Annotated in this window: 24 protein-coding genes; 10 read left to right on the plus strand and 14 right to left on the minus strand. The window is 65.9% G+C overall.

The genetic code is table 11. The features are described 5' to 3' along the window. Nucleotides 1-367: 367 nt before the first annotated feature. From B3T59_RS11575 to B3T59_RS11585, 3 genes are read left to right on the plus strand one after another with little or no spacing between them, the layout of a single operon-like run. On the plus strand, nt 368-883 hold the full coding sequence (locus B3T59_RS11575) for a prealbumin-like fold domain-containing protein (protein WP_287003474.1): 516 nt from the start codon (nt 368-370) through the stop codon (nt 881-883). Beyond that, entirely contained in the window at nt 880-1,476 is a 597-nt protein-coding gene (locus tag B3T59_RS11580) for a class F sortase (RefSeq protein ID WP_287003461.1), read from the plus strand. The genes B3T59_RS11575 and B3T59_RS11580 overlap by 4 nt, the downstream gene beginning before the upstream one ends. Then, a complete protein-coding gene (locus B3T59_RS11585) occupies nt 1,458-2,012 on the plus strand; it encodes a prealbumin-like fold domain-containing protein (RefSeq protein ID WP_287003462.1) in 555 nt (184 codons plus the stop codon). The genes B3T59_RS11580 and B3T59_RS11585 overlap by 19 nt, the downstream gene beginning before the upstream one ends. Nucleotides 2,013-2,015: 3 nt before the next feature. Here the strand turns inward: B3T59_RS11585 and B3T59_RS11590 are convergent, their stop codons facing one another. Continuing rightward, the gene (locus tag B3T59_RS11590) at nt 2,016-3,644 is read right to left on the minus strand and encodes an ABC-F family ATP-binding cassette domain-containing protein (protein ID WP_005202799.1); all 1,629 of its coding nucleotides are present in this window, start codon (nt 3,642-3,644) and stop codon (nt 2,016-2,018) included. A 116-nt stretch (nt 3,645-3,760) separates the two neighbouring features. On the opposite strand from B3T59_RS11590, the gene B3T59_RS11595 reads away from it, so the two are divergent. Continuing rightward, nucleotides 3,761-4,537 carry an SDR family oxidoreductase gene (locus B3T59_RS11595; protein ID WP_287003475.1) on the plus strand — a complete coding sequence of 259 codons (777 nt, stop codon included), beginning with the start codon at nt 3,761-3,763 and terminating at the stop codon, nt 4,535-4,537. Nucleotides 4,538-4,539: 2 nt separating this feature from the next. Then, nucleotides 4,540-5,670, plus strand: a complete 1,131-nt coding sequence (locus B3T59_RS11600; protein ID WP_251721358.1) for a lycopene cyclase family protein — start codon at nt 4,540-4,542, stop codon at nt 5,668-5,670. A 4-nt stretch (nt 5,671-5,674) separates the two neighbouring features. Here B3T59_RS11600 and B3T59_RS11605 read toward each other — a convergent pair whose 3' ends face one another. From B3T59_RS11605 to B3T59_RS11615, 3 genes are all read right to left on the minus strand, one after another. Next, a complete protein-coding gene (locus B3T59_RS11605) occupies nt 5,675-5,815 on the minus strand; it encodes a hypothetical protein (protein ID WP_349681967.1) in 141 nt (46 codons plus the stop codon). A gap of 99 nt (nt 5,816-5,914) precedes the next feature. Beyond that, on the minus strand, nt 5,915-6,358 hold the full coding sequence (locus tag B3T59_RS11610; protein ID WP_287003464.1) for a DUF1992 domain-containing protein: 444 nt from the start codon (nt 6,356-6,358) through the stop codon (nt 5,915-5,917). A gap of 41 nt (nt 6,359-6,399) precedes the next feature. After that, entirely contained in the window at nt 6,400-6,723 is a 324-nt protein-coding gene (locus B3T59_RS11615; RefSeq protein WP_287003465.1) for a winged helix-turn-helix transcriptional regulator, read from the minus strand. A gap of 94 nt (nt 6,724-6,817) precedes the next feature. On the opposite strand from B3T59_RS11615, the gene B3T59_RS11620 reads away from it, so the two are divergent. After that, nucleotides 6,818-7,741: an NmrA/HSCARG family protein gene (locus B3T59_RS11620; RefSeq protein WP_287003466.1), complete on the plus strand. Its 924-nt coding sequence runs from the start codon at nt 6,818-6,820 to the stop codon at nt 7,739-7,741. A 29-nt stretch (nt 7,742-7,770) separates the two neighbouring features. Here B3T59_RS11620 and B3T59_RS11625 read toward each other — a convergent pair whose 3' ends face one another. From B3T59_RS11625 to B3T59_RS11665, 9 genes are all read right to left on the minus strand, one after another. Beyond that, nucleotides 7,771-10,341, minus strand: a complete 2,571-nt coding sequence (locus B3T59_RS11625; protein ID WP_287003467.1) for a polynucleotide kinase-phosphatase — start codon at nt 10,339-10,341, stop codon at nt 7,771-7,773. After that, nucleotides 10,338-11,732, minus strand: a complete 1,395-nt coding sequence (locus B3T59_RS11630; protein WP_251721345.1) for a 3' terminal RNA ribose 2'-O-methyltransferase Hen1 — start codon at nt 11,730-11,732, stop codon at nt 10,338-10,340. The genes B3T59_RS11625 and B3T59_RS11630 overlap by 4 nt, the downstream gene beginning before the upstream one ends. A gap of 33 nt (nt 11,733-11,765) precedes the next feature. Then, on the minus strand, nt 11,766-12,191 hold the full coding sequence (locus B3T59_RS11635) for a metal-sulfur cluster assembly factor (RefSeq protein WP_251721344.1): 426 nt from the start codon (nt 12,189-12,191) through the stop codon (nt 11,766-11,768). Next, entirely contained in the window at nt 12,188-12,658 is a 471-nt protein-coding gene (sufU, locus tag B3T59_RS11640; RefSeq protein ID WP_251721342.1) for a Fe-S cluster assembly sulfur transfer protein SufU, read from the minus strand. The genes B3T59_RS11635 and sufU overlap by 4 nt, the downstream gene beginning before the upstream one ends. Nucleotide 12,659: 1 nt before the next feature. Next, nucleotides 12,660-13,943, minus strand: coding sequence for a cysteine desulfurase (locus tag B3T59_RS11645; RefSeq protein WP_287003468.1), 1,284 nt, complete (start codon nt 13,941-13,943; stop codon nt 12,660-12,662). A gap of 3 nt (nt 13,944-13,946) precedes the next feature. Then, nucleotides 13,947-14,720, minus strand: a complete 774-nt coding sequence (sufC, locus tag B3T59_RS11650) for a Fe-S cluster assembly ATPase SufC (protein ID WP_005202779.1) — start codon at nt 14,718-14,720, stop codon at nt 13,947-13,949. Between the two features lie 205 nt (nt 14,721-14,925). Continuing rightward, a complete protein-coding gene (gene sufD, locus B3T59_RS11655) occupies nt 14,926-16,137 on the minus strand; it encodes a Fe-S cluster assembly protein SufD (RefSeq protein ID WP_287003469.1) in 1,212 nt (403 codons plus the stop codon). Further along, the gene (gene sufB / locus B3T59_RS11660) at nt 16,137-17,570 is read right to left on the minus strand and encodes a Fe-S cluster assembly protein SufB (protein ID WP_064863158.1); all 1,434 of its coding nucleotides are present in this window, start codon (nt 17,568-17,570) and stop codon (nt 16,137-16,139) included. The genes sufD and sufB overlap by 1 nt, the downstream gene beginning before the upstream one ends. Beyond that, complete coding sequence (locus B3T59_RS11665; RefSeq protein ID WP_064863159.1) at nt 17,567-18,340, minus strand: helix-turn-helix transcriptional regulator; 774 nt, start codon at nt 18,338-18,340, stop codon at nt 17,567-17,569. The genes sufB and B3T59_RS11665 overlap by 4 nt, the downstream gene beginning before the upstream one ends. A 128-nt stretch (nt 18,341-18,468) precedes the next feature. On the opposite strand from B3T59_RS11665, the gene mptB reads away from it, so the two are divergent. From mptB to B3T59_RS11685, 4 genes are all read left to right on the plus strand, one after another. After that, nucleotides 18,469-20,244, plus strand: coding sequence for a polyprenol phosphomannose-dependent alpha 1,6 mannosyltransferase MptB (gene mptB / locus B3T59_RS11670; protein WP_287003471.1), 1,776 nt, complete (start codon nt 18,469-18,471; stop codon nt 20,242-20,244). A gap of 118 nt (nt 20,245-20,362) precedes the next feature. Then, nucleotides 20,363-21,334 carry an ABC transporter ATP-binding protein gene (locus B3T59_RS11675; protein ID WP_064863161.1) on the plus strand — a complete coding sequence of 324 codons (972 nt, stop codon included), beginning with the start codon at nt 20,363-20,365 and terminating at the stop codon, nt 21,332-21,334. Beyond that, complete coding sequence (locus tag B3T59_RS11680) at nt 21,331-22,137, plus strand: ABC transporter permease (RefSeq protein WP_287003472.1); 807 nt, start codon at nt 21,331-21,333, stop codon at nt 22,135-22,137. Before B3T59_RS11675 ends, B3T59_RS11680 begins: the two co-directional genes overlap by 4 nt. Further along, complete coding sequence (locus tag B3T59_RS11685; protein ID WP_064863163.1) at nt 22,134-23,195, plus strand: COX15/CtaA family protein; 1,062 nt, start codon at nt 22,134-22,136, stop codon at nt 23,193-23,195. The genes B3T59_RS11680 and B3T59_RS11685 overlap by 4 nt, the downstream gene beginning before the upstream one ends. Nucleotides 23,196-23,216: 21 nt before the next feature. Here B3T59_RS11685 and B3T59_RS11690 read toward each other — a convergent pair whose 3' ends face one another. Then, nucleotides 23,217-23,609 carry a hypothetical protein gene (locus B3T59_RS11690; RefSeq protein ID WP_064863164.1) on the minus strand — a complete coding sequence of 131 codons (393 nt, stop codon included), beginning with the start codon at nt 23,607-23,609 and terminating at the stop codon, nt 23,217-23,219. Between the last annotated feature and the right edge of the window lie 99 nt (nt 23,610-23,708).

The following is a 23,708-nucleotide window of genomic DNA, read 5'->3' on the forward strand; positions in this document are numbered from 1 at the left end:
GCCTGGCCAGCACGGCGGGGCGCCCCCGCGGGGGGGGGCGGGGGCCGGCCCCCCCCCCCCCCCCCCCCCCCCCCCCCCCCCCCCCGCCACACCCGTTGCCCAGCCGACGACGCAGCCCCCCCCACCCCCCACCCCCGCCACCACCGATCCGTCACTCCCGAGTTCGTCGGCACCGAGCACCTCCGCGCCCGGCCCGTCGACGACCGTCCAAGCGCCGACATCGACAACCCCGAGTTCTCCGACCACTCCTCCGGAGTCCGGTAGCGCACACCTCTACGTCGCATCGTTCATCCCCTATCCCGGCGGCATCACGCCGGTGCAGGGTGCGCGGGTACGTCTAACCAACAACGAGACCGGCGCAGTGACGATGGTGACCGCCCCTGCCGATCTGACCGTGAACGTGGGGACCTACAGGTACGAAACCATCACGTGGCCCAACGGGCTGCGGCTCATTTCGGGTAGCGGCACAGTTGAAGTCGGGCTGTTCGGCAACCATATTCAGATTTCCTTCGCACGCACCGACGATGGCGGGAATGACTCCGGAACCCTTCAGGTGGTCAAGGCCGACAGGGTCACCGGCGTTAAACTGCCGGGAGCGAGTTTCATGGTGTCCACCTGCTCCGGACAGGTTCTGGGATCGGCGACGACCGGCGACGGCGGTGTCGTCAACCGTGAACTCGCACCGGGGTGCTACCGCCTCAAGGAGACGGCGGCACCGAAAGGTTATGTGTCCGAGGGCCGCTCGTACTCCGTCGACGTGTCCACCAACAAGATCTCGACGGTGACGGTCTACAACACTCCCGTCGACCACGTGAGCGACCGCAATCCGTCCGGCAGGACATCGCTCTCGTCGATTCCGTCGGGACCGGTGGACCGACCATGAAAACCACACCGATACGTACACTGTTCTGCCTGCTGGCTCTGAGTCTGACGCTTCTCGTCGGATGCTCGACCCGCTCGAGCGAGTCGCAGGTGACCGCACCGTCTGCGCAGACTCAACTGCCCGCACCCGTCAACGCCAGGACCGATGAGCCGGCAGCACCGAAAAGTATTGCCGTCGGTGGTGATTCCGCTGTGACCGATGCGGTGGCGACGGACACTACCGGAGCCCTCCTGCCGCCGCAGGATGTCCATCGCCTCGGCTGGTGGGTCGATTCAGCGCTACCCGGATCAGGCAAGGGCACCATTGTCGTGACCGGGCACGTCGACGAAGCATCCCAGGGGCGTGGCTTCGCGGCTCGGTTCGGCTCTCTGACATCGGGAACCGATGTCGCGGTCACCACCGCGAAAGGTGAAACCATCCATTACCGGGTGCGAGATGTCCAGAAGGCCGACAAGGAGAAGGGCTTTCCGGCAGCGGAGCTCAACCGCCTCGACGGGCCGGAGACCCTCGCTCTCGTCACGTGCGGTGGGCCGTTCGTCGGTCCCCCGCTCGGCTACGCCGACAACATCATCGCGTGGGCGACGCGGGCATGAACAGCCGATTCGTCCGTGCGGCAACCACTCTCACGGCTGCCGGTATGTTGGCGCTCGTCGGAGTCGCCGGAGCGTCGACGGCCGCCTCGGCTGCACCCGGTTCGGGAACGTTCACCGTGACGACGCGAGACCAGGAATCGAGTCGGTCCATCGGAACGGGGGTCGAACGCAACGGCGGATTCGACGACGGCTCAGGCCAGCTGCGGATCGCAGTACGCGACCGCATCGACGGCCACCCGCTGCCGGGCGCGCGGTTCGCGATCACGACGTGTGCCGGGCACCCACGTGGGTCAGGAGCGACCGATGCACAGGGCCTCCTGATTCGTACGCTGCCGACAGGCTGCTACCGCGCCCGCGAGGAGGTGGCCCCGAGCGGATACGTCCAGAACGGGGCGACGGGAACGATTCACGTCGAGTCCGACGCCACCGATCACCACGAGATTCTGGCCACTCCCGTCGGTCACGTCAGCGGCCGCGACGTCGGCAAGCGAGTTCCGTTGTCGGGCATTGTGGCTGGCCCGACGGACCGGCCATGATGCTCACGCGAGCTCGATGAGCTCCTGGTATTCGTCGCTCCAGTGGTCTTCGGTGCCGTCAGGCAGGAGAATCACGCGTTGCGGATCGAGCGCCGCCGCAGCACCGGGATCGTGAGTCACGAGCACCACGGCACCGGTGTAGCTACGCAGAGCGTCGAGCACCTGCTCGCGCGAGATCGGGTCGAGGTTGTTGGTCGGCTCGTCGAGCAGCAGCACGTTGGCCGCCGACGACACGAGGCCTGCCAGCGACAGTCGCGTCTTCTCACCACCGGACAGCGTGCCCGCGGGTTGGTCGAGCTGAGGTCCGGTGAACATGAACGCACCGAGCAGGCTACGAAGATCCTGTTCGCCCGCGTCGGGCGCGGCGTGCCGAATGTTCTCCCACACCGTCGCCATGTCGTCGAGGGTGTCGTGCTCCTGAGCGAAGTAGCCGATCTTGAGTCCGTAGCCGGGCTCCAGCGAGCCTGTATCCGACGCCTCGACACCGGCGAGCACCTTGAGCAGGGTGGTCTTGCCCGCACCGTTGAGTCCGAGCACGACCACACGACTGCCCTTGTCGATAGCGAGGTCGACGCCGGTGAAGATCTCGAGTGAGCCGTAGGACTTGCTCAGCCCCGACGCCATCAGCGGTGTCTTGCCGCACGCCGCCGGCTCCGGGAAGCGAATCCGGGCGGTGCGGTCGGCCACCTGCTCCTCGTCGAGTGAATCGATCATCCGATCGGCACGCTTGAGCATCTGTTGTGCCGCAGTGGCTTTCGTGGCCTTGGCGCCCAGCTTTGCCGCCTGTGCGCGCAGCGCGGACGCCTTCTTCTCCGCATTGGCACGCTCACGCTTACGACGCTGCTCGTCGGTCGCGCGTGCGTCGAGGTAGCGCTTCCAGCCCATGTTGTAGACGTCGGCCTCGCCGCGGACGGCGTCGAGGAACCACACCTTGTTGACCACGTCGGCCAGCAGGTCGACGTCGTGGCTGATCACCACGAGTCCACCCTCGTGGTTCTGCAGGAAGCTGCGCAGCCAGGTGATCGAGTCGGCGTCGAGGTGGTTGGTCGGCTCGTCGAGGAGCAGCGTCGTCGCAGATTTTCCCGAACCGTCCGACGCGGCGAACAGGATTCGGGCGAGTTCGATACGACGGCGCTGTCCGCCCGAGAGCGTGCGCAGCGGCTGTCCCAGTACGCGGTCGGGCAATCCGAGGCTGTTGCAGATGCGCGCGGCCTCGGATTCGGCGACATAGCCGCCGAGGTCGGAGAAGCGCTCCTCGAGACGCCCGTAGCGTGCGACAGCCTTGTCTCGCACCTTGTCGTCGGCAGCCTCGGCCATCAAGGCCTGCTGCTTCTCCATCTGATGCATGATGTCGTCGAGCCCACGCGCCGACAGCACTCGATCGCGGGCGACGACGTCGAGGTCGCCTTCTTTGGGGTCCTGCGGTAGATAGCCGAGATCGCCCGTCCGGGTCACCGTCCCCGCGTAGGGTTCGGTCTCGCCCGCGAGTATGCGCAGCGAGGTCGTCTTACCAGCACCGTTGCGGCCGACGAGGCCGATCCGGTCGCCGGGTTGAATACGCAGTGCTGAGCCGGGCGCCGACAGCAGGGTCCGAGCGCCCGCTCGAACTTCCAGGTCGGTCGCGGTGATCACGACGAACCAGTCTACTGTGCGCCGGCCACTGGTTTTTCCACCCCGGGCGGCCGCGACTTCCTCACGTCGCTCGATACGGTAGCAGGGTGACCGAACGCACAGCTGAACCCACCGGAATGTTGCCAACACCCGATCTCACCGGGCGATCCGCACTCGTCACAGGCGCGAGCCGCGGCATCGGATTGGCCATCGCCACCGAACTCGCCCGTCGAGGCGCCTCGGCGGTCATCACCGGCCGCAAACCCGAACCGCTGCACCAGGCAGCCGAGTCGATCCGGAACGCGGTTGACGGGGCGAAGGTGGACATCTGTCCCGGCAACACCGGCGACGCCACCCATCGAGCCGACGCCGTCGCGACCGCGGTGCGGCTCTGCGGTGGGATCGACATACTGGTCAACAACACAGGCATCAACCCGACCTACGGTCCGCTCGTCGACGCAGATCTCGACGCGGTCCGCAAGATCTTCGACACGAACGTGGTCGCCGCCCTCGGATTTGTCCAAGAGGCATACCGGGCGGGCATGGCCGATTCAGGAGGTGCCGTGCTCAATATCGCCTCGGTCGCCGGAATTCGCTCCACCGGAGTCATCGCCGCCTACGGGGCGTCGAAGGCCGCGTTGATCCGCCTGACCGCAGAGCTCGCGTGGGAACTCGGACCCCAGCAGATCCGCGTCAATGCGATCGCGCCCGCCATCGTCAAGACGAAGTTCGCCGACGCACTCATCGCAGGCGACAACGAAGAGCGCGCGATTGCCGGCTACCCGCTGCGCCGACTCGGCAACCCGGAAGACATCGCGCAAGCGGCCGCCTTTCTTGTCAGCGACAACGCGTCGTGGATCACCGGTCAGACCTTGCAGGTCGACGGCGGACTGTTGGCCACCGGATCGATGTGACGATGTCCCGTTCGGCGGTGGTGGTCGGCGGTGGTCCGGCAGGCAGAGGCCTGGCCCACCGGTTGCGCCACCACGGGGTGGACACCACCCTTGTCGATCCGCACCCCGACAGAACGTGGCACGCCACCTATGCGGCATGGACCGACGAACTACCGAACTGGTTGAGTGACAACGCCATTGCAGCACAGACCGACGCGGTACAGGTGTCTGCACGCACCCGTCACCACATCGCGCGCGGTTACACAGTTATCGACAATGCCGCTCTCGCAACCGAATTGGACCTCGACGAGGTAGCGCTGGTGGCGTCGGCGGCGACGTCGGTATCGGCTGATCGGGTGGTGTGCGCTGACGGTTCGGTCGTGCAGGCCGATCAGATCATCGACTGTCGTGGTGCGCTGCCGCACGACGCCCCGTACCAAACCGCTTTCGGAATCGTCGTCGACGTGAAGGACGCGGCGGCGGTACTCGACGGCGCCGACACGCTGCTGATGGAGTGGGCGAGTCCCCGCCGGCTCGGCGCCGCAGGCTCACCACTACCGTCGTTTCTCTACGCCGTGCCACTCGGCGATGGGACTGTGCTGCTCGAAGAGACTTGTCTCGCAGGGCATCCCGCGCTGTCGATCCCAGAGCTCGAACATCGTCTCCGGGTGCGGTTGGGCGACCATGAGCCAACTGTTCTCCGCACCGAGGTGGTGAACTTCCCGCTCGTCGGCGCGTCGACGACGCCGTGGAGGGACTCGGTTTTCCGGTTCGGCGCGGCGGGCGGGATGAAGAACCCGACGACGGGCTACAGTGTCGCAACCTCGCTGGCCTGTGCCGACGCCGTCGCGACCGCGATCGCCGACGGCGCCGACCCCGCCGCGGCCCTGTGGCCGACGTCGGCGCGTTCGGTGCACGAACTTCGAATCCGCGGCCTGTCGGCGCTGCTGGATCTCTCGGCCGAGCAGACCCTCGACTTCTTCGACGCCTTCTTCACCATGCCGATCGGCGCCCAACGCAGCTACCTCAGCGAGCGCGACAACCTCCCGGGCACACTCGAGGCGATGGGCCGCGTGGTCAAGAGCGTCGGTATCCGAACCGGGATGGCCATCGCGCGCGGTGCCGCGACCGGCCACAGCTGGTCCGACGTCTGAGCTGTCAGTCGAGCGGTTCCGTCAGGTAGTGCTGGATCGTCGCGCCGACGCTGTTCACCAGAGTCTGCGCGGGAATGTCTGTGGTCAGTGGAAGCTCGAGAACCTTGCGGCTCAACGCCAAACCGAGAACCTGACCGGCAATCAAACCGGTGCGTGTCGGCGCCTCGTCCTCATCCGGCAGACGGATTCGAGTCGGCCACGTTCGACCGCTCCATCATCGTGGAGCCGGTCGCGGGGCACCGAATCACCGACTCCCCCGCCTGAGCGACCGCCACTGCTCGATGATCTCGTCGACGTCGACGATGTGGGCCGTGACGACCGATGGCAGCCCGGCCCGCGTGGTCAGATGTGCTTCGCGCACACGGCGATTGAAGTCGGCGAGAATGTCGCGCACCGCTGATTCGTCGGCGATGTCTGCCAGCGAATCGGGAAAGCCTTGCGCCTCCTTTCGTAGCTGCAGAGAGGCGGGCAGCAGTGCCGTCGTATCAAGTCCTTCGTCGCGGATCTTGCGCTTGACCCACCAATCGGGGTCGTCGGTATCGGAGAGGTCGAGCGGCTTGCCCATGCCCGGCAGGTTGTCGAACTCGCCACGCTCGGTGGCCTCGCGGATCATCTTCTCGACGCGGGTCTCGTACGTGGGCGGCTTCCAGCGGCGGACACGACGAAACCGTCCCTCTGGTTCGTCCATGTATCCAGGGTGCCACGGCAGGTGCTCGCGACACCGCCGCGCTACCCGTCGGTCCGCACAGAGAGCTGGTGCTGTTCTGCCCAGCGCGCCAGGTCGAGGAGCGGCCCGCTGGCCAGCGAGGAACCCACGTCTGTCAACGCGTGCGTCGAGGCGTCGCCCCGATGGACCAGCTGCCGCTTCCGCAGTCGCACCAGTGACTGGTGCAGCGACTTGTCGCTGATCCCGCCGATCGATGCGATCAGATCGACCCTGCGCGCCGGCCCCGCCCGCAGCGCTGTCAGCACCACTGCGTCCCACCTGTGGGAGATGAGTACGACACCGAGTCGAACGAAACAGTCCGCTGTGGCTGGGTGCGAAGTCGGCATGCGATCGTCTTCCGGTCAGTCCTACCAATCGGTAGGAAACACGATCCTACAGTCGCGTCAACGGGGAGCAACGACCCGAAGCAGGGAGAACATGATGGCGTCAACGCACTCACACTCACCGACGTCACACCTACCGGGATCGCGACGTGCCGGACTGATCACCGTCCTCGGAGCGACCGGGCAGCAGGGAGGATCGGTCGCCCGAGCCCTGCGCGATGCGGGCTGGAAGGTCCGAGCAGTGGTCCGGGACCAGTCGTCGCCGCGCGCACAGGAGTTGGCGGCGACCGGTGTGGAAACGGTACGCGGCGACTTCGCCGACAGCACATCGATCCGTGCGGCATTCGAGGGAGCGGACAGCGTCTTCAGCGTTCAACCGAGTTCCGGTCAACCGGGCCGGCCGATGTCCGACGAATCCGAGGTCGCCGCCGGCATCATGGTCGCCGACCTCGCGCGCGACGCGGGGGTCGATCACCTCGTGTATAGCTCGTCGATGGTGGTCGGCCAGAGCGACTCCGGGATTGCCCACTTCGAGACGAAGCGACGGATCGAAAACTACCTCGGGCGCAGTGACCAGTCCGTCACGATCATCAGGCCTGCGACGTTCATGGAGATGATTCCGGTACCCTCACGCGACCAGACCAGCGACCACATCGAGTTCCTGATGGCAGACAGCAAGCCCATGCAGTTCATCGCGGTACGCGACATCGGTCGCATTGTTGTCCGCATCGTCGAATCACCCGATCGGTATCGCGGACGCACGCTGGATATCGCGGGCGACGAACTCACCGGAGATCAGATGGCCAAAGTGATCGGCGAGCACCTGGGCCGCACACTCAGCTACCGGAGAATCGACCCAGCGGGAGATCCGCTCATCGAACGCCTGGAGTCGGCTACCGACGAAGGGCGGATGTCCACCGCTGATCTCACCGGGCTGCGAAGGCAGTTCCCATTCTTGCTCAGCGTCGACGAGTGGATGCGGACAGCAGTCGCTGTGACAGGACGCCGATCAGACCGGTGAATCCGAGCGGCGATGGTGCCTCCGCGAGCTCAGAGCCGAGTATCCACCGGCTCGGATTCCAGTGCCAGGACGCCGAATACACACTCGTGGACCCGCCATAGCGGCGCGCCGTCGACATGCCTGGCGAGAGCCTCGCGACCGAGTTGGTACTCGCGCATCGCCATCGACCGCTTGTGCCGCAGGTCGCGAGACCGTAGCCGGTCGAGGTCGTGGCGATAGCCCGGGCCGTAGATGATGCGCAGGTACTCCTCGCCACGAACCTTCACGCCGGGGAGCACGAGGCGATTCTTTATGTCGCGCACCATGTTCGCGAGTGGTTTGACCACCATCCCCTCGGCGCCGTCTGTCGTGATCTCGCTCCACCAGCGCGCACCCGCCCGGCACGACGACGCGTCGGTCGTGGTGACAAGCTGTCGCGCCGTCGGCGCGAACAAACTCGGGTCGGCGCGCACGAGTCGGTCGGCGACGCCGAGGTGCCACAGATGAGATTCGCATTCGAACGTCCGCGACACCGAATCCCCTCCACCTGCTGCGAGCACCTCGAACGGCGCGATCCGCACGTCGTCGATGCCTGCGCCTGGTGTCACATACCGCGAATATGCGGAACTGAACGCGTCGATGTCCGCACGCTCGCCGCGTACCGAATTCCGCCGGTCGCCCACGTCGAGTCCCCGCGTGGCTGCGGTGTCGAGTTCGGCGGCGTATGCGTCGAGTTCGACGGACGCCGCCGCGGCGAGGTTTGCATAGTTGTCGCGAATCAGTTGCTGCCCCTTGATATTCCACGGCAGCAATTCGGCATCGAGAATCACCCACTCGCAGTCCAGCGCGTCGAACAGTTCGGACGCCCCGCTGCGTGCCCGCAGCAATAGCCAAGCGGTGGTCTCGTCGTCGAAGAACATGCGGCCGGTTCTGGTGTACAGCGCGCCGGGCCCGTCGATGCCGAAGCCACGCCTGGCCGCGCGTGCGTCACGGGTGACGACCACCACCGCACGCGAGCCCATGTGCTTCTCTTCGCAGAGCACCGTGTCGACACCCGCCTGGGCGTAGTAGGCGAATGCGGCATCGGGGTCCTCGAGCAGGTCGGCACGCTGTGCGCCGACCGGACTCATCGTCGGCGGCAGATACCGGAGCCAGCGGGGATCGGCCGCGAAACGCGACATCACCTCGAGCGCCGACGCAGCGCGGTCGCCGCGCACTGTGACCGACGGACCGAACCGTGTGGAGATCAGCCTCTTGTCACCTGCGACGACATCGTCGAGTCGCAGACGAGAGCGGACGCGTTCGTCGGCATCCGAGTCGCCGTAACCCATCGGTCGCTCCGACGGCCAGTACGTCTCGCCAGCCGACACTCCGACCACGTCGTTCTCCGGGTAGCGCAGCGCGCTGAGCCGTCCACCGAACACACAGCCCGTGTCGACGCAGAGTGTGTTGTTGATCCATTCGGGCACCGGAACCGGTGTGTGGCCGTACACGACCCGCGCGTCACCGCGGTAGTCGCGCGCCCAGTCCAGCCGCACCGGATACCCCCACCGATCGGTCTCACCGGTGGTTTCGCCGTACATGGCCAGATTCCGCACCCTGCCCGACGTGCGCCCGTGGTAACGCTGCGCCAATCCGGCGTGTGAGATCACCAGACGCCCGTCATCGAAGACATAGTGCGACACCAGACCATCGATGAAATCGATTACGTCGGCGACGAATTCGGGCGGCTCGGCGTCGAGTTGCCCGAGCGACTCGGCGAGTCCGTGCCGGGCCGCCCGCTCGGTGGTCGCCGACCTCGACCGCCGCTGACGCAGCGCTCGGAGCAACTTCTCTTCGTGATTGCCACGTACACAGAACGCCTGCCCGTGGGCGGTCATCGACATGGCGATTCGCAACACCTCCGGTGTGTCGGGGCCGCGGTCGACGAGATCACCGACGAAGATCACGCGACGTCCGTCCGGGTGAGCGTCGACGCCGAGGAAGTCGCCCGCCTGCGAGCGGCGCACCGTCCAGCCGAGTGCGGCGAGAAGTGCGCACAGTTCTCGTGCGCAGCCGTGCACATCGCCGATGATGTCGAACGGTCCGTGCTCGTCGGTGCGATCGTTGAAGAGCCTGGTACGCACGACCTGCGCCTGGTCGATCGCATCGATCCCATCGAGGGTGTGGACGAATCGAAACCCCTCCTTGCGGAGGTTCTTTCCGTACTGGTGGAGGAGCCGGTGCTGGCGTCCGATCACGCCGGGATCGATGTCGGGGCGGTTCTCCGCACGCCGCTGGAGATCGGAGAGCCCTACGTCGAGCACGACGGCCACCGCGAATACGTCTCGCTCCTTGGCGAGGTCGAGCAGCACTTTTCTGTCTTCGGGCCGCACCGACGTCGCGTCGACGACGGTCAGCAGTCCACGGCGGAGTCGCCGATCCGCGATGTCCAGCAGTGCACCGAACGCGTCTGCAGTGGCGGACTGGTCTCTCGGGTCGTCGGCGACAAGGCCGCGGAACACATCCGACGAGAGCACTTCTGTCTGCGCGAAGTGCTTGTGCGCAAACGTCGACTTGCCTGCGCCCGACGCCCCGACCAACACCACAAGGCACAACGTGGGCAGTTCGATGACCGTCATCGAGCAACTCCCGCATCGATTCGCCGGAATACCGCACTCTGCGTGGGAGTTCCGACGCCGTCGACGAACTGTCCAATCCCCGACAGGGCGACCTCGTACGAATAGTCGGCGGCCACTCGTCCACACCACGTTTCGAACTCGTCGCGGGTGAATTCGAAGCGGTGGTCCGGATGGCGGAAGCTGTTGTCGAGCCCGTAGACCGGGTTGTACTCGGCGTTCGGTGTGGTGACGATGACAGCACCGGGTTGCATCGTGTCGAAGACCGAGTCGACGGCAACCGGCAACCGGCCGGGATCGATGTGCTCGATCACCTCCATCAGGACCACGACGTCGAATCCGCGGCAGCGCTCATCGGTGTAGAGCAGCGAGGACTGCCATAGTTCGATCCCGCGCCGACGCTCGAGTCGTCGTGCAGCCGAATGTAATTCGTCAGTGGATACGTCGACGCCGGCGAGGCGTGTCGCCACGCTGTCGGCGGACAGCGCGTCGAGTAGGCGCCCCTCGCCGCAGCCGACGTCGAGCACCGAACGCGCCTGCGTGCCACGGATGATCTCGGCGACCCACCCGACACGCTCATCGGCCAGCGTCTGTCGCGTATCCGGGCTTCGCCGGCGGGTTTCGACGGCGCGTGTTTCGTCATCGGCGCTCTCCTGATCGACACGATCCGAGCCGAGCCGAGTGAGCGCCTCCGTTGTCAGGCCACCCAGGTTCTTCAGGTACCCGCGAACGATCGCGTCGCGTCGGGGATGGTCCGCGAGCCAGCCGTCCCCGAGTCGGAGCAGTTTGTCGACCTCGTCGTCATCGACGAAATAGTGCTTGTCGCCCGCGAGAGCCGGCAGCGCGACGGCGATGTGTCGTAGGCTGTCGCGCACCGTGAATCGGCCGGACAGCGTGAGGGTGGCGAAGTCGGAGTCACCCCAGTCCGCGGGCATCAGGGGCTCGGCACGCGCCGTCACCGACCAGCCGAGGGGTCCGAATACGTCCGCGGGGCGCAGCTCGCCGCGCGCGGGCACTGATGGAATCAACACCGTCACGTTCCACGCGTGGTCGACGAGTTCCGCGCGGCTCGTGCAGCGTCCTGCAATCGCGTCGCCGAAGACCTTGCCGATCGCGACCACGAGACGAGTCGACGCCGCGTACGGGATTGTGTTCACGTATCGGTCGACGTCAGCATGCGTGTCCACGCGGGCACCACGGCCGTCGACGTGAAGGACGACGCGGCAACGATCAGCCTCGGCAACGGGATAGAACACCGTCGCCTCCCCCTGTGTGGTGGCGAACCGCTGCACCCGGTCGGGATGCTTGTGTAGCAGAAAGCCCAGATCCGTCGCGGGAGGCAGCGATTGCCCACCATCAGCATCGGTTCGTGCAATCTCGAAGGCTAATAACACGCCTTCACCCTATGAGGCGGCACAAGCGAATTGTCAGACAGTGAATCCCAACGCGCGCAGCTGCTCGCGGCCGTCGTCGGTGATCTTGTCGGGGCCCCACGGCGGCAGCCACACCCAGTTGATCTCCAACTCGGTGCACAAGCCGCTGCCGATGAGCGCTGCGCGCGACTGGTCCTCGATGACGTCGGTCAGCGGGCATGCCGCCGACGTCAGTGTCATGTCGATCTTGGCGACGGCGTCGTCGGTGATCTCGATGCCGTAGACGAGTCCGAGGTCGACGACGTTGATACCGAGCTCAGGGTCGACGACGTCGCGCATCGCTTCCTCGACGTCCTCGAGTTGGGGCAGCGAGGTGCTCGGTGCGCTCACGGGTGTCTGGGCTGCGGGGGTCTGGCCTGCGGGGGTCTCGACCGGGGGCGTCTCGACTGCCGATGTGTCTGCCAAAGGCTGTTCGGTCATGGGGCTTCCACCTGTTCTGATTCACGTTCTTCCACCGACTGCGCCAGGGCGTCCTTGAACGCCATCCAGCCCAGCAGTGCACATTTGACGCGTGCCGGATACTTGCTCACTCCGGCAAACGCGATGCCGTCGCCGATGATGTCTTCGTCGCCCTCGTCGGAGCCGCGGGAGGTCATCATCGCGTTGAACGACGCGACCGTCGACAAGGCGTCGTCGACGCTGGCGCCCTCGAGCTGGTCGAACAGCACCGATGTCGACGCCTGCGAGATCGAGCAGCCCTGCCCGTCGTAGGAGATGTCGGTGACGGTGTTGCCGTCGTCGGAGAGCGCGACGCGAAGGGTCACCTCGTCACCACACGTCGGGTTGACGTGATGGACCTCGGCGCCGAACGGCTCGCGCAGCCCGCGGCCGTGCGGGTGCTTGTAGTGATCGAGGATCACGTCCTGATACATCTGCTCCATACGCATGTCAGACGACTCCGAAGAACTTCTGCGCCTTGACGATTGCCGCGGCGAGAGCGTCGACCTCGTCATGCGTGTTGTAAACCGCGAACGACGCACGGGCCGTCGCCGCAACACCGAAACGTCGGTGCAGCGGCCACGCGCAATGATGTCCGACGCGGATCGCGACACCCTCGTCGTCGAGGATCTGCCCGAGGTCGTGTGCGTGAATGCCGTCGACGACGAACGAGACTGCACCACCGCGGTTTTCGGTCGTCGTGGGTCCGACGATGCGCAGTCCCTCGATCTCTCCGAGCGAATGCAGTGCGTGCTCGACGAGCGAATGCTCATGCGCGGCAACAGCATCCATCCCGATTGCCGACAGATAGTCGACGGCCGCACCCAATCCGACGACCTGCGAGGTCATCGGCACGCCTGCTTCGAACCGCTGAGGCGGATCGGCGTAGGTGGTTGCCTCCATCGTGACGGTCTCGATCATCGATCCGCCGGTGATGAACGGAGGCAGCGCAGCAAGAAGCTCTGCCTTGCCGTACAGCACACCGACACCCGACGGTCCGAGCATCTTGTGCCCGGAGAACGCCGCGAAATCGACGTCGAGCGCACGGAAATCGACTGGCATGTGCGGAACCGACTGGCAGGCGTCGAGCACGACGAGCGCACCGACAGCACGAGCTCGGCGAACCAACTCGTCGACGTCGGCCACGGCACCGGTCACGTTGGACTGGTGCGTGAACGCGACGACCTTCACGGTGTCGTCGAGCTCGAGTGAATCGAGGTCGATGCGGCCGTCGTCGGTCACGCCGTACCAGCGCAGGGTCGCGCCGGTACGTCGGCATAGCTCCTGCCACGGAACGAGATTCGCGTGATGCTCGAGTTCGGTGATGACGACTGTGTCGCCCTCGCCGAGTTGTCGACCACCGAACAGCGGTGCGCTGCGGTCGTCGCCGAGCGTGTAGGTGACCAGGTTCAGCGACTCGGTCGCGTTCTTGGTGAACACCGTCTCGGGTGCGGTGACACCCACGAAGGCGGCGATCTTCTCGCGGGCGCCCTCGTAGTCGTCGGTGGCCTCCTCTGCGAGCTGATGCGCGCCACGATGCACCGCGGCGTTGTGGGTCGTCAGGAACTCACGCTCGGCATCGAGCACCTGGACCGGACGCTGCGAGGTCGCACCGGAATCGAGGTAGACCAACGGCTTTCCGTCGCGCACCGTGCGGGACAGAATCGGGAAATCGGCACGGATGGCGTCGACGTCGAGCGTCGAAGCCTTGTCGGCCACGGTCTCCGTCGACATGGCTCAGCCCGCCGCAGCAGCCGTCGTGAAGCGGACGTAACCGTTCTCTTCGAGCTCGTCGGCCAGCTCGGGCCCACCGGATTCGACGACCCGACCGTTGACGAACACGTGCACGAAGTCCGGCTTGATGTAGCGCAGGATTCGCGTGTAGTGCGTGATCAGCAGGATGCCGCCGTTTTCCTCGGCCTTGTACGTGTTCACGCCCTCGCTGACGACGCGCAGCGCGTCGACGTCGAGGCCGGAGTCGGTCTCGTCGAGGATTGCGAACTTCGGCTTGAGCAGGTCTAGCTGCAGGATCTCGTGACGCTTCTTCTCGCCACCGGAGAAGCCCTCGTTGACCGAGCGCTCGGCGAACGACGGATCGATCTCGAGTGCGGTCATCGCCTCCTTGGTCTCCTTGACCCAGTGGCGCAGCTTGGGAGCCTCGCCACGGACGGCGGTCGCCGCGGTGCGCAGGAAGTTCGACATCGAGACGCCAGGAACCTCGACGGGGTACTGCATCGCGAGGAACAGACCTGCGCGGGCGCGCTCGTCGACGCTCATCTCCAGCACGTCCTCGCCGTCGAGGGTGATGGTGCCGCTGGTGACCTTGTACTTCGGGTGGCCTGCGATCGCGTAGGAGAGCGTCGACTTGCCGGAGCCGTTGGGGCCCATCAGTGCGTGGGTCTCCCCCGACTTCACCGTCAGGTCGACGCCTTTGAGGATGTGGATCGGCTCGGCGTCGGTGTCGGACTGCGCGACGTCGACGTGCAGGTCACGGATTTCGAGTGTGCTCATGTGGCTTTCTTTCTGGGGCTGGGTGATCTCGACAAGCTCGATCAGCGGGTTCGGGGCTCGATCGGCGGGTTCGGTGATCTCGACAAGCTCGATCAGCGGGTTCGGTCTCGATCAGCGGGTTCGGTCTCGATCAGCGGGTTCGGTCTCGATCGGCGGGTTCGGTCTCGATCAGCGGGTTGAAGCTCGATCAGCGGTCCACGCGCGATCAGGCGCCGGAGATCTCGAGTTCGTGTTCGATGGCGGCGGAGAGACGTTCGCGCAGTTCGGGCACCGTGATCTTGGCGATGACCTCGCCGAAGAATCCACGGATGACGAGGCGTCGGGCCTGGTCTTCCGGGATGCCGCGGGCCTGCAGGTAGAACAGCTGCTCGTCGTCGAATCGGCCGGTGGCGCTGGCGTGGCCTGCGCCGACGATCTCGCCGGTCTCGATCTCGAGGTTCGGCACCGAGTCGGCACGCGCGTTGTCGGTGAGCAGCAGGTTGCGGTTGAGCTCGAACGTGTCGGTGCCCTCGGCTTCCGGACGGATCAGCACGTCGCCGATCCAGACCGTGTGCGCCTCACGACTGCGGTCGCCGGACGGATCTCCTTGCAGCGCACCCTTGTACACCACGTTGGAGCGGCAGTTCGGCTGGTTGTGGTCGATGAGGAGTCGCTGTTCGAGATGCTGTCCGGCATCGGCGAAGTACAGACCCCAGAGTTCGACGTCGCCGCCCGGCGCCGCGTAGCGGACCAGCGGTGAGAGGCGGACGAGGTCGCCGCCGAGGCTGATCGCGAAGTGACGCAGCACGGCATCGCGACCCACCTTGATGTGGTGCGTTGCGACATGCACGGCGTCGTCGGCCCAGTCGTGGACGTTGACGACGGTCAACGCTGCCTGGTCGTCGACGATGAATTCGACGTTCTCCGCGTAGGTTCCGCTGCCCTTCTGGTCGAGGACGACGACCGCACGCGCGAAGGGCTCGAGGCGGATCTGCACGTGACCGAACGCCGTCTTGTCGACGCCGGGGCCCTCGAGTGTGATCACGATCGGCTCGCCGACCTCGACCTCGCGGGCGACGGTGATGACCGTAGCCTCGGTGAACGACGAATACGCCTGCGCCGCAATGCGATCGAACGGCACTCCACCCTGACCGAGTCGCTTGTCGTCGCGTCCGACGGTCTCGACGGTGACGCCGTCACCTGCGCCGGTGACCGAGACAGTTGCCTGTCCGTCGGCCGTCGCGCTGCCGTCGTGCAGACCGCGCAAGCGTCGGAACGGGGTGAATCGCCACGCCTCTTCACGTGAGCTGGGAACCTCGAACGCCTCGACGTCGAATGAGGTGAACAACTCACCCTTGTTGACAGGGGCGGCTTCGCCGCGGTTGACGGGCGCGACTGTGCTGCCCGGAACCGAGACCGGGATTGTCGGATCAGCCATCAGCCGACGGCTCCTTCCATCTGGAGTTCGATGAGGCGGTTGAGTTCGAGCGCGTACTCCATCGGGAGTTCCTTCGCGATGGGCTCGACGAATCCGCGCACGACCATGGCCATCGCCTCGTCCTCGGTCAGTCCGCGACTCATCAGGTAGAAGAGCTGATCGTCGCTGACCTTGGAGACGGTGGCCTCGTGACCCATCGTGACGTCGTCCTCGCGGATGTCGACGTACGGGTAGGTGTCGCTACGGCTGATGGTGTCGACGAGCAATGCGTCGCACTTCACCGTCGAACGGCTGCCGTGCGCACCGTTGTTGACCTTGATCAGACCGCGGTAGGAGGCTCGTCCGCCGCCCCGCGCCACCGACTTGGAGACGATGTTGCTCGAGGTGTGCGGCGCGAGGTGGACCATCTTCGATCCGGTGTCCTGATGCTGGCCCTCGCCGGCGAATGCGACGGAGAGCACCTCGCCCTTGGCGTACTCGCCCGTCAGCCAGACTGCCGGGTACTTCATCGTGACCTTCGAGCCGATGTTGCCGTCGATCCACTCCATCGTGGCGCCCGCCTCAGCCTTGGCACGCTTGGTGACCAGGTTGTAGACGTTGTTCGACCAGTTCTGAATGGTGGTGTAGCGGCAGCGTCCACCCTTCTTCACGATGATCTCGACGACGGCCGAGTGCAGTGAGTCGGTCTTGTAGATCGGCGCGGTGCAGCCCTCGACGTAGTGCACGTAGGCACCCTCGTCGACGATGATCAGCGTGCGCTCGAACTGGCCCATGTTCTCGGTGTTGATCCGGAAGTAGGCCTGCAGCGGGATGTCGACGTGCACGCCCGGGGGCACGTAGATGAACGATCCGCCCGACCAGACCGCGGTGTTCAGCGCGGAGAACTTGTTGTCGCCCGCCGGGATGACCGATCCGAAGTACTCGCGAAAGATCTCGGGATGCTCCTTGAGACCGGTGTCGGTGTCGAGGAAGATCACGCCCTGCTGCTCGAGGTCCTCACGGATCTGGTGGTAGACCACCTCTGACTCGTACTGCGCCGCGACGCCTGCGACGAGACGCTGCTTCTCGGCCTCGGGGATGCCGAGCCTGTCGTAGGTGTTCTTGATGTCTTCGGGCAGGTCGTCCCAGGAAGCTGCCTGCTTCTCGGTCGAGCGCACGAAATACTTGATGTTGTCGAAGTCGATGCCGTCGAGCTCAGCACCCCAGTGCGGCATGGGCTTGCGGTCGAAGATGCGCAGCGCCTTGAGGCGGTTCTCGAGCATCCAGTCCGGTTCGCTCTTCTTCGACGAGATGTCGGCGACCACGGCGTCGGAGAGTCCACGCTGCGCACTCGCTCCTGCGACGTCGGAATCGGCCCACCCGTATCCGTACGTGCCGAGTGAGGCGATGGTCTCCTCTTGGGTCAATGGAGCCTGTCCATCTGTAACTGTCATCGCTGGGCCTTTCGACTCGTCTGCTTCGGGTCGGCGACGGCGTCATTGCCGGGCTGGTTGTCGCCGATCATCAGGGGGACATGCGTTGTACACGCGCAATCGCCGTTGGCGATCGTCGCGAGACGTTGTACGTGCGTACCGAGAAGCTCGGTGAACGCCGCGGTTTCTGCCTCACAGAGTTCGGGGAACTCAGCCGCGACATGTGCCACGGGGCAGTGGTGCTGGCAAATCTGGACGCCGGAGCCGACCAATCTGGTGTTGGCGGCGTAACCCGCGCTGGTGAGAGCGTCGGCGATCTCTTCGACCGTGTCGGCCACCGAGCCGGACTCCGCTACGGGACGTACCCCGTCGACGATGCCCTCGATCCGGTCACGTGCGAACTCACCGATCGCTTCCTCACCGGCGATCTCGCGGAGCTTGCGCATGGCTGCCCCGGCGAGGTCGTCGTATGCGTGTTGAAGCTTTCCACGACCGGTCGCCGTCAATTGGAACCACTTCGCCGGCCTGCCCCGTCCGCGCTCACCGCCCCGGCCGAAACCGGGCGAGGCGTGTTCGGCATCACCGGCATCGACAAGCGCGTCGAGATGACGACGCACGCCTGCAGGACTGATACCCAACCGCTCGGCGATCTCTCCCGCGGTCAGCGGCCCGTCTTCGACGAGCAGCGACACCACGGCAGCACGTGTCTGCCCGTCGGCGGGCATGGCTCCTGGATCGGCGACCACACCGGGACGGGCGCTGTCGGCAGACAGCACTGCATCACTCCGCATGGTTTTCACAACGCCAGTGTGACGTAATTACTTCCCCGCTTCCAGCAAGGGTGACCTAAGCGGTTACCGACTCGGCGCTCGGGTGCGGTGTCGAAGGGACATGACGAGGCAACCATTACAGTCGTCTCGTGTCAGAAACCAGTGTCCTGCGTCGTGCCGCGACGTACCTCGGGCTGAAGTCTGCGCGAGAAGCCGACACGGACTCGGACACGACGGGCGACTACGGCCGGTCGGTCGCGACACTGCACGAGACCGAACAGGAAGTCGGCCCACTCAACGCGGAGGAGAATCGGCGACTCTTCCGGATCAAGATCTTCGGAGCCACCGGATCGGTGCTGCTGCTGATCGGTTCGCTGGGTACCGGCCAGATCCCCGTGCTGCAGAATCCCGTCGCGGGAATGCGCCTCCTGTCGCTGCCGTCCCGGATGTGGAGCACGGCACTGACGATGTCGATCGGCGGAACGCTGATGCTCGTCGTCGCGTGGCTGATGATCGGACGCTTCGCGGTCGGCCGGTTCAGCGTCGAGGTGCTGGAGGGTCGAAGCCCGCAGCGGCGCATGACCCGACGCCAGGCCGACAGCACGCTGCTGCTCTGGATCGCCCCGATCCTCGTCGCTCCACCGCTGCTCAGCAAGGACATTTACTCCTATCTGGCACAGAGCGCCATCGCCGAACGCGGCATGGATCCCTACTCGGTGAGTCCTGTTCGCGGACTCGGCGTCGACGACGTCCTCACGCGATCCGTGCCCAATCTCTGGCGTGACACCCCCGCGCCGTATGGTCCGTTCTTCATCTGGATCGGTGAGGGCATCACCAAGATCACCGGGGACAACATCACCGCGGCGATCTTCCTGCATCGACTCGTGGCACTGCTCGGGGTTGGCTTGATCGTCTGGGCGCTGCCCCGCCTCGCACGGCGCTGCGGGGTGTCGGGCGTTGCGGCTCTGTGGCTCGGCGCGATGAATCCGCTCGTGATCCTGCACCTCGTCGGAGGCATCCACAACGAGGCACTCATGCTCGGCCTGATGCTCGTCGGACTGGAGCTGTGTTTCGCGGGGATCTACAGCAGCGGGAGGCTGCGAGGCTCCGGATTCTGGCCAAGCCAGGCGGGTTGGTTGCTCATCGCGGGCACGGCGGTGATCGCTGCGTCGTCCATGGTGAAGGTCACATCGATGCTCGCCCTCGGATTCGTCGGCGTCGCCCTCGCAAGACGGTGGGGCGCCACGCTGCCCGCGCTTCGTCATGCTCCGGTGAGTACGTGGTGGTCGCGGTCGCGGGATTCGGTGCGTGCGCTCGCGGCGTCGGCAGGCTTCCTCTTCGTGATTCTCGCCATAGTCGTGGTGGGTATTAGTGTCGGGACAGGACTCGGTTTCGGGTGGACGACGACGCTGTCGACGGGCGAGATCGTGCGGTCCTGGATGTCGATGCCGACGTTGATGTCGGTGAGTACCGGCAGGGTCGGCGTGTGGCTCGGCCTCGGCGATCAGACGCAGGCCATCCTCGACGTCGCGCGCCCCATCGGGCAGCTCATCGCCGCGATTTTCGTCGTCCGCTGGATGCTGGCGACCCTCGCCGGACGACTCCACCCGCTCGGCGGGCTCGGGATCGCGATGGCCACCGTCGTCTTGTTCTTCCCGTTCGTGCAGGCCTGGTACCTGTTGTGGGCCGTCATCCCCCTCGCCGCGTGGGCGACCGGCCCGTGGTTCCGCGTGTTGAGCATCGCGGCGTCGGCGATCATTGCGATCGTTGTCATGCCGACGAGTTCCAACACGAGCGGCGTCGTGCTCGCGCAGGGCCTGCTCGCCGGTGTGATCATGGTCGCGATACTGACGGCGCTGTTCTTCGAGGATCTGCCGTTCACCCGGCATAGACGCAGCCGCTCGACGTCGAACACCGACGCGTGACGACGTCGGGCACAGGGGCGTCGGGAGCAGCACCGTTTTCTCTCCAGCACCCCTCACCGCATAGTCTTGGCGTGTGCGCAGCACGGCTTCACATTCACCATCGCCGGCAGACGATCCGATGACCGATCGTCGCTCTCGCGGATCCGTCTCGACGGACTCGACGACAAAACCCGACGCCGCGGTGCGCGTACGCGGACTGGTGAAGCGCTACGACGACCGGGCCGCCGTCGATGGGCTCGACCTCGACCTGGAGTCCGGAACCGTCCTCGCGCTCCTCGGCCCCAATGGCGCGGGCAAGACCACGACGGTGGAGATCTGTGAGGGGTTCCTGCACGCCGATGAGGGCAGCGTGTCAGTGCTCGGCCTCGACCCCTGGCGCGACAACGACAGACTCCGCACCCGGATCGGCGTCATGCTGCAGGGTGGCGGCGCATATCCCGGTGCTCGCGCCGAGGAAATGCTGCGGCTGTGCGCCGCGTACTCGGCCGACCCCATCGATCCCGATTGGCTGCTCGACGCTCTCGGTCTCGAATCGGCCGCGCGTACCCCGTTCCGACGCCTCTCCGGTGGTCAGCAGCAGCGGCTCTCGCTCGCGTGCGCCATCGTCGGCCGACCCGAACTGGTCTTCCTCGACGAACCCACCGCCGGACTCGACGCCCAGGCACGCCTGGTGGTCTGGGAGATCATCGACCGTCTGCGCGGCGACGGCGTCTCGGTGTTGCTCACCACCCACCTCATGGACGAAGCAGAAGAACTCGCCGACCAGGTCGTGATCATCGACCACGGCAAGGTCGTGGCGAATGGCACCCCGGCGGAGCTGACGAGTCGCGGGGCCGAGAACGAACTGCGGTTCACCGCACCGCGCGGGCTCGACCTGACGATGCTCGAACTCGCGCTGCCCGAGGACTATCGCTGTACCGAACCGCTGCCGGGCAATTACCTGGTCAGCGGCGACGTGACACCACAGGTGTTGGCGACGGTGACCGCGTGGTGCGCCAAGATCAACGTTCTCGCCACCGATCTGCGCGTCGAGACCCGCAGCCTCGAGGACGTCTTCCTCGACCTCACCGGACGGGAGTTGCGTCGATGACCGCCGCACGCACTCGGTCGACGTCGCAGTTCCCGCCGGGAACCTTCGCCCCGCACCCGCAACCCGCGTCGCTTCCCGCGATGCTCGCCGCGCAGACGCGGCTCGAGCTGACCCTGCTGCTCCGCAATGGCGAGCAGTTGCTGCTGACGATGTTCATCCCGATCACCCTGCTGATCGGATTGTGTCTGCTACCCCTCGACACCGACCTCGGCACGACCAACGCCGAACGCGCGGCGACCTTCGTGCCCGCCATCCTGACCGTCGCGGTCATGTCGACCGCATTCACCGGACAGGCCATCGCCGTCGGGTTCGACCGACGGTACGGCGCACTGAAAAGGCTTGGGGCGACGCCGATTCCGCGGTGGGGCATCATCGCGGGCAAAGCGATGGCAGTCGTCATCGTCGTCATCGCACAGGCGATCCTGCTCGGAGCTATCGGCGTCGCATTCGGATGGCGTCCCGAACCCGTCGGTCTGCTGATCGGCGCGCTGATCATCGCGCTGGGCACGGCTGCGTTCTCCGCTCTCGGATTACTGCTCGGCGGAACACTCAAGGCAGAGATCGTCCTGGCGCTGGCCAATCTCCTGTGGTTCGCGATGCTGGGCGTCGGCAGTCTCGTCGTGATGTCGTCGCGTGTACCCGACTCGGTCTGGTGGGTGGCTCGCGTGGTGCCGTCTGGTGCGTTGACCGAAGCGCTGCAACAAGCTGCCGATGGGCGTGTCGACGTCTTCGGCGTAGTGGTTTTGCTGGCCTGGGCCGCGATAGGCTCTGCGCTGGCGGTGAGGTGGTTTCGATTCCAATGACGACGTCAGATACGCGTACCGAGCGCTCCCCCGAATCCCCCGATGCCGCATCGCGCGACACAACGACCCGACGTCGTGGCCTGTTCGGCCGCGTCCCCGGATTCGCAGACCCGACGGCGCGTTTCGTATATGGCTGGGCCATCGCACAGTTGGTCGTCAATGTCGGCATCGTCGTCACCGGCGGCGCAGTGCGCCTCACCGGTTCGGGTCTCGGCTGCCCGACATGGCCTCAGTGCACCGACGGTTCCTTCGTTCCGCATCAGGCGCTGGGGATGCACGGAGCCATCGAGTTCGGCAACCGGATGCTCACCTGGGTCCTCGTCGTTGTGGCCATCGGGACGTGGCTCGCGGTGTTCCGTCGACGCGGCTCGACGCGCGGCGACCGCTGGTTGGCAACACTCATCGCGCTCGGCATCCCGTTCCAGGCAATCATCGGCGGCATCTCGGTGCTCACCGATCTGAATCCGTGGGTCGTCTCGCTGCACTTTGTGTTGTCGATGGCGTTGGTGTCGTTGGCAACCGTTCTGGTGTTCCGGACCTCGCCGCGCGAGCGTGACAAGACGACGAACATCGTGGCGGCCCGCCTCGGCAGCGCCCTGTCGTGGCTGATTTATCTCCTCACCTGGGCGACCATCTACGTCGGGACCGTCGTCACGGGATCGGGTCCTCATGCGGGTGACGCAGACGCGCCACGCAACGGACTCGACCCGGGCGCGATGACACAGCTGCACGCCGACTTCGTGTTCGTGCTGGTGGGTCTGGCACTGGCGGTGGCCGTCACAGCACGGGTTCTCCACATGCCGCAGACCCGAGCCGCGCTCATCTACGTCGGGCTGCTTGCACTGCAGGGCGTGATCGGCGGCATCCAGTACGCCACCAACCTTCCGATGGCGTTGGTCATCGCGCACATGCTCGGTAGCGCGCTGCTGATGATCGGCGCCACCTGGCTGGTGCTGTGGTTCGGCAGTGATCAGCGGTCGGGCAGTAATCAATACTCGGGCAGGGATCACACTGACGAGGTCGGCCAGCGCGAACGCGGCGACGCACCCGTCAACTGACCGGGAGCGCCCGCCTAACCGTCAGATGATCGCGCTGTTGCGCGCCTTGGGGAAATGCTCGGAATGGGCAACCCAGCCGGCCATCTTGCGATAGTGCTCGGGCGACACGGTCGCCTTCGACGTCAGTTCCCGATCCCACTCCCCGATTTCGAGGCCGGGCACGGCGTCGACGACGGCATGCGCGGTCGCGACGTCGTCGACGACCCGGTCGCCGAGGTATCCGTTGGACTCCCCGACGAGCGTGATGCGCACCCCGGCGGTGCCGATGGGCTGCAGGACGGCTTTCGCGGCCCCACCCTCGGTGGCGACGAACTTCTTGATCGACGCGACGACCGCGGCAGGCGCCTTGACCGGCGGTGCCGAGCCCTCGACGCTGTCGCTCTCGGCGGTTTCGGTGTTCTGCTCGTCGCTCATGGTCTGTAGAGCATACCGACCGACGGCAAGTGACCCATCCGAGGTGTGCGGCAGCCGCAGACTTGGCAGAGTTGTCATCTATGAACTCGCCCGCGCAGG

It is taken from the genome of Gordonia sp. UBA7860 (genome assembly GCF_002500165.1).
GTDB lineage: Bacteria > Actinomycetota > Actinomycetes > Mycobacteriales > Mycobacteriaceae > Gordonia > Gordonia sputi.

Coding starts and splice junctions, on each gene's coding strand:
- sufB (WP_064863158.1), bottom strand. CDS start 17,570: ATGACAGTTACAGATGGACAGGCTCCATTGACCCAAGAGGAGACCATC.
- sufC (WP_005202779.1), bottom strand. CDS start 14,720: ATGAGCACACTCGAAATCCGTGACCTGCACGTCGACGTCGCGCAGTCC.
- B3T59_RS11680 (WP_287003472.1), top strand. CDS start 21,331: ATGACCGCCGCACGCACTCGGTCGACGTCGCAGTTCCCGCCGGGAACC.
- B3T59_RS11610 (WP_287003464.1), bottom strand. CDS start 6,358: ATGGACGAACCAGAGGGACGGTTTCGTCGTGTCCGCCGCTGGAAGCCG.
- B3T59_RS11675 (WP_064863161.1), top strand. CDS start 20,363: ATGACCGATCGTCGCTCTCGCGGATCCGTCTCGACGGACTCGACGACA.
- B3T59_RS11665 (WP_064863159.1), bottom strand. CDS start 18,340: ATGCGGAGTGATGCAGTGCTGTCTGCCGACAGCGCCCGTCCCGGTGTG.
- B3T59_RS11625 (WP_287003467.1), bottom strand. CDS start 10,341: ATGACGGTCATCGAACTGCCCACGTTGTGCCTTGTGGTGTTGGTCGGG.
- B3T59_RS11645 (WP_287003468.1), bottom strand. CDS start 13,943: ATGTCGACGGAGACCGTGGCCGACAAGGCTTCGACGCTCGACGTCGAC.
- sufU (WP_251721342.1), bottom strand. CDS start 12,658: ATGCGTATGGAGCAGATGTATCAGGACGTGATCCTCGATCACTACAAG.
- sufD (WP_287003469.1), bottom strand. CDS start 16,137: ATGGCTGATCCGACAATCCCGGTCTCGGTTCCGGGCAGCACAGTCGCG.
- B3T59_RS11580 (WP_287003461.1), top strand. CDS start 880: ATGAAAACCACACCGATACGTACACTGTTCTGCCTGCTGGCTCTGAGT.
- B3T59_RS11620 (WP_287003466.1), top strand. CDS start 6,818: ATGGCGTCAACGCACTCACACTCACCGACGTCACACCTACCGGGATCG.
- B3T59_RS11685 (WP_064863163.1), top strand. CDS start 22,134: ATGACGACGTCAGATACGCGTACCGAGCGCTCCCCCGAATCCCCCGAT.
- B3T59_RS11635 (WP_251721344.1), bottom strand. CDS start 12,191: ATGACCGAACAGCCTTTGGCAGACACATCGGCAGTCGAGACGCCCCCG.
- B3T59_RS11690 (WP_064863164.1), bottom strand. CDS start 23,609: ATGAGCGACGAGCAGAACACCGAAACCGCCGAGAGCGACAGCGTCGAG.
- B3T59_RS11615 (WP_287003465.1), bottom strand. CDS start 6,723: ATGCCGACTTCGCACCCAGCCACAGCGGACTGTTTCGTTCGACTCGGT.
- B3T59_RS11575 (WP_287003474.1), top strand. CDS start 368: ATGGTGACCGCCCCTGCCGATCTGACCGTGAACGTGGGGACCTACAGG.
- B3T59_RS11600 (WP_251721358.1), top strand. CDS start 4,540: ATGTCCCGTTCGGCGGTGGTGGTCGGCGGTGGTCCGGCAGGCAGAGGC.
- B3T59_RS11595 (WP_287003475.1), top strand. CDS start 3,761: ATGTTGCCAACACCCGATCTCACCGGGCGATCCGCACTCGTCACAGGC.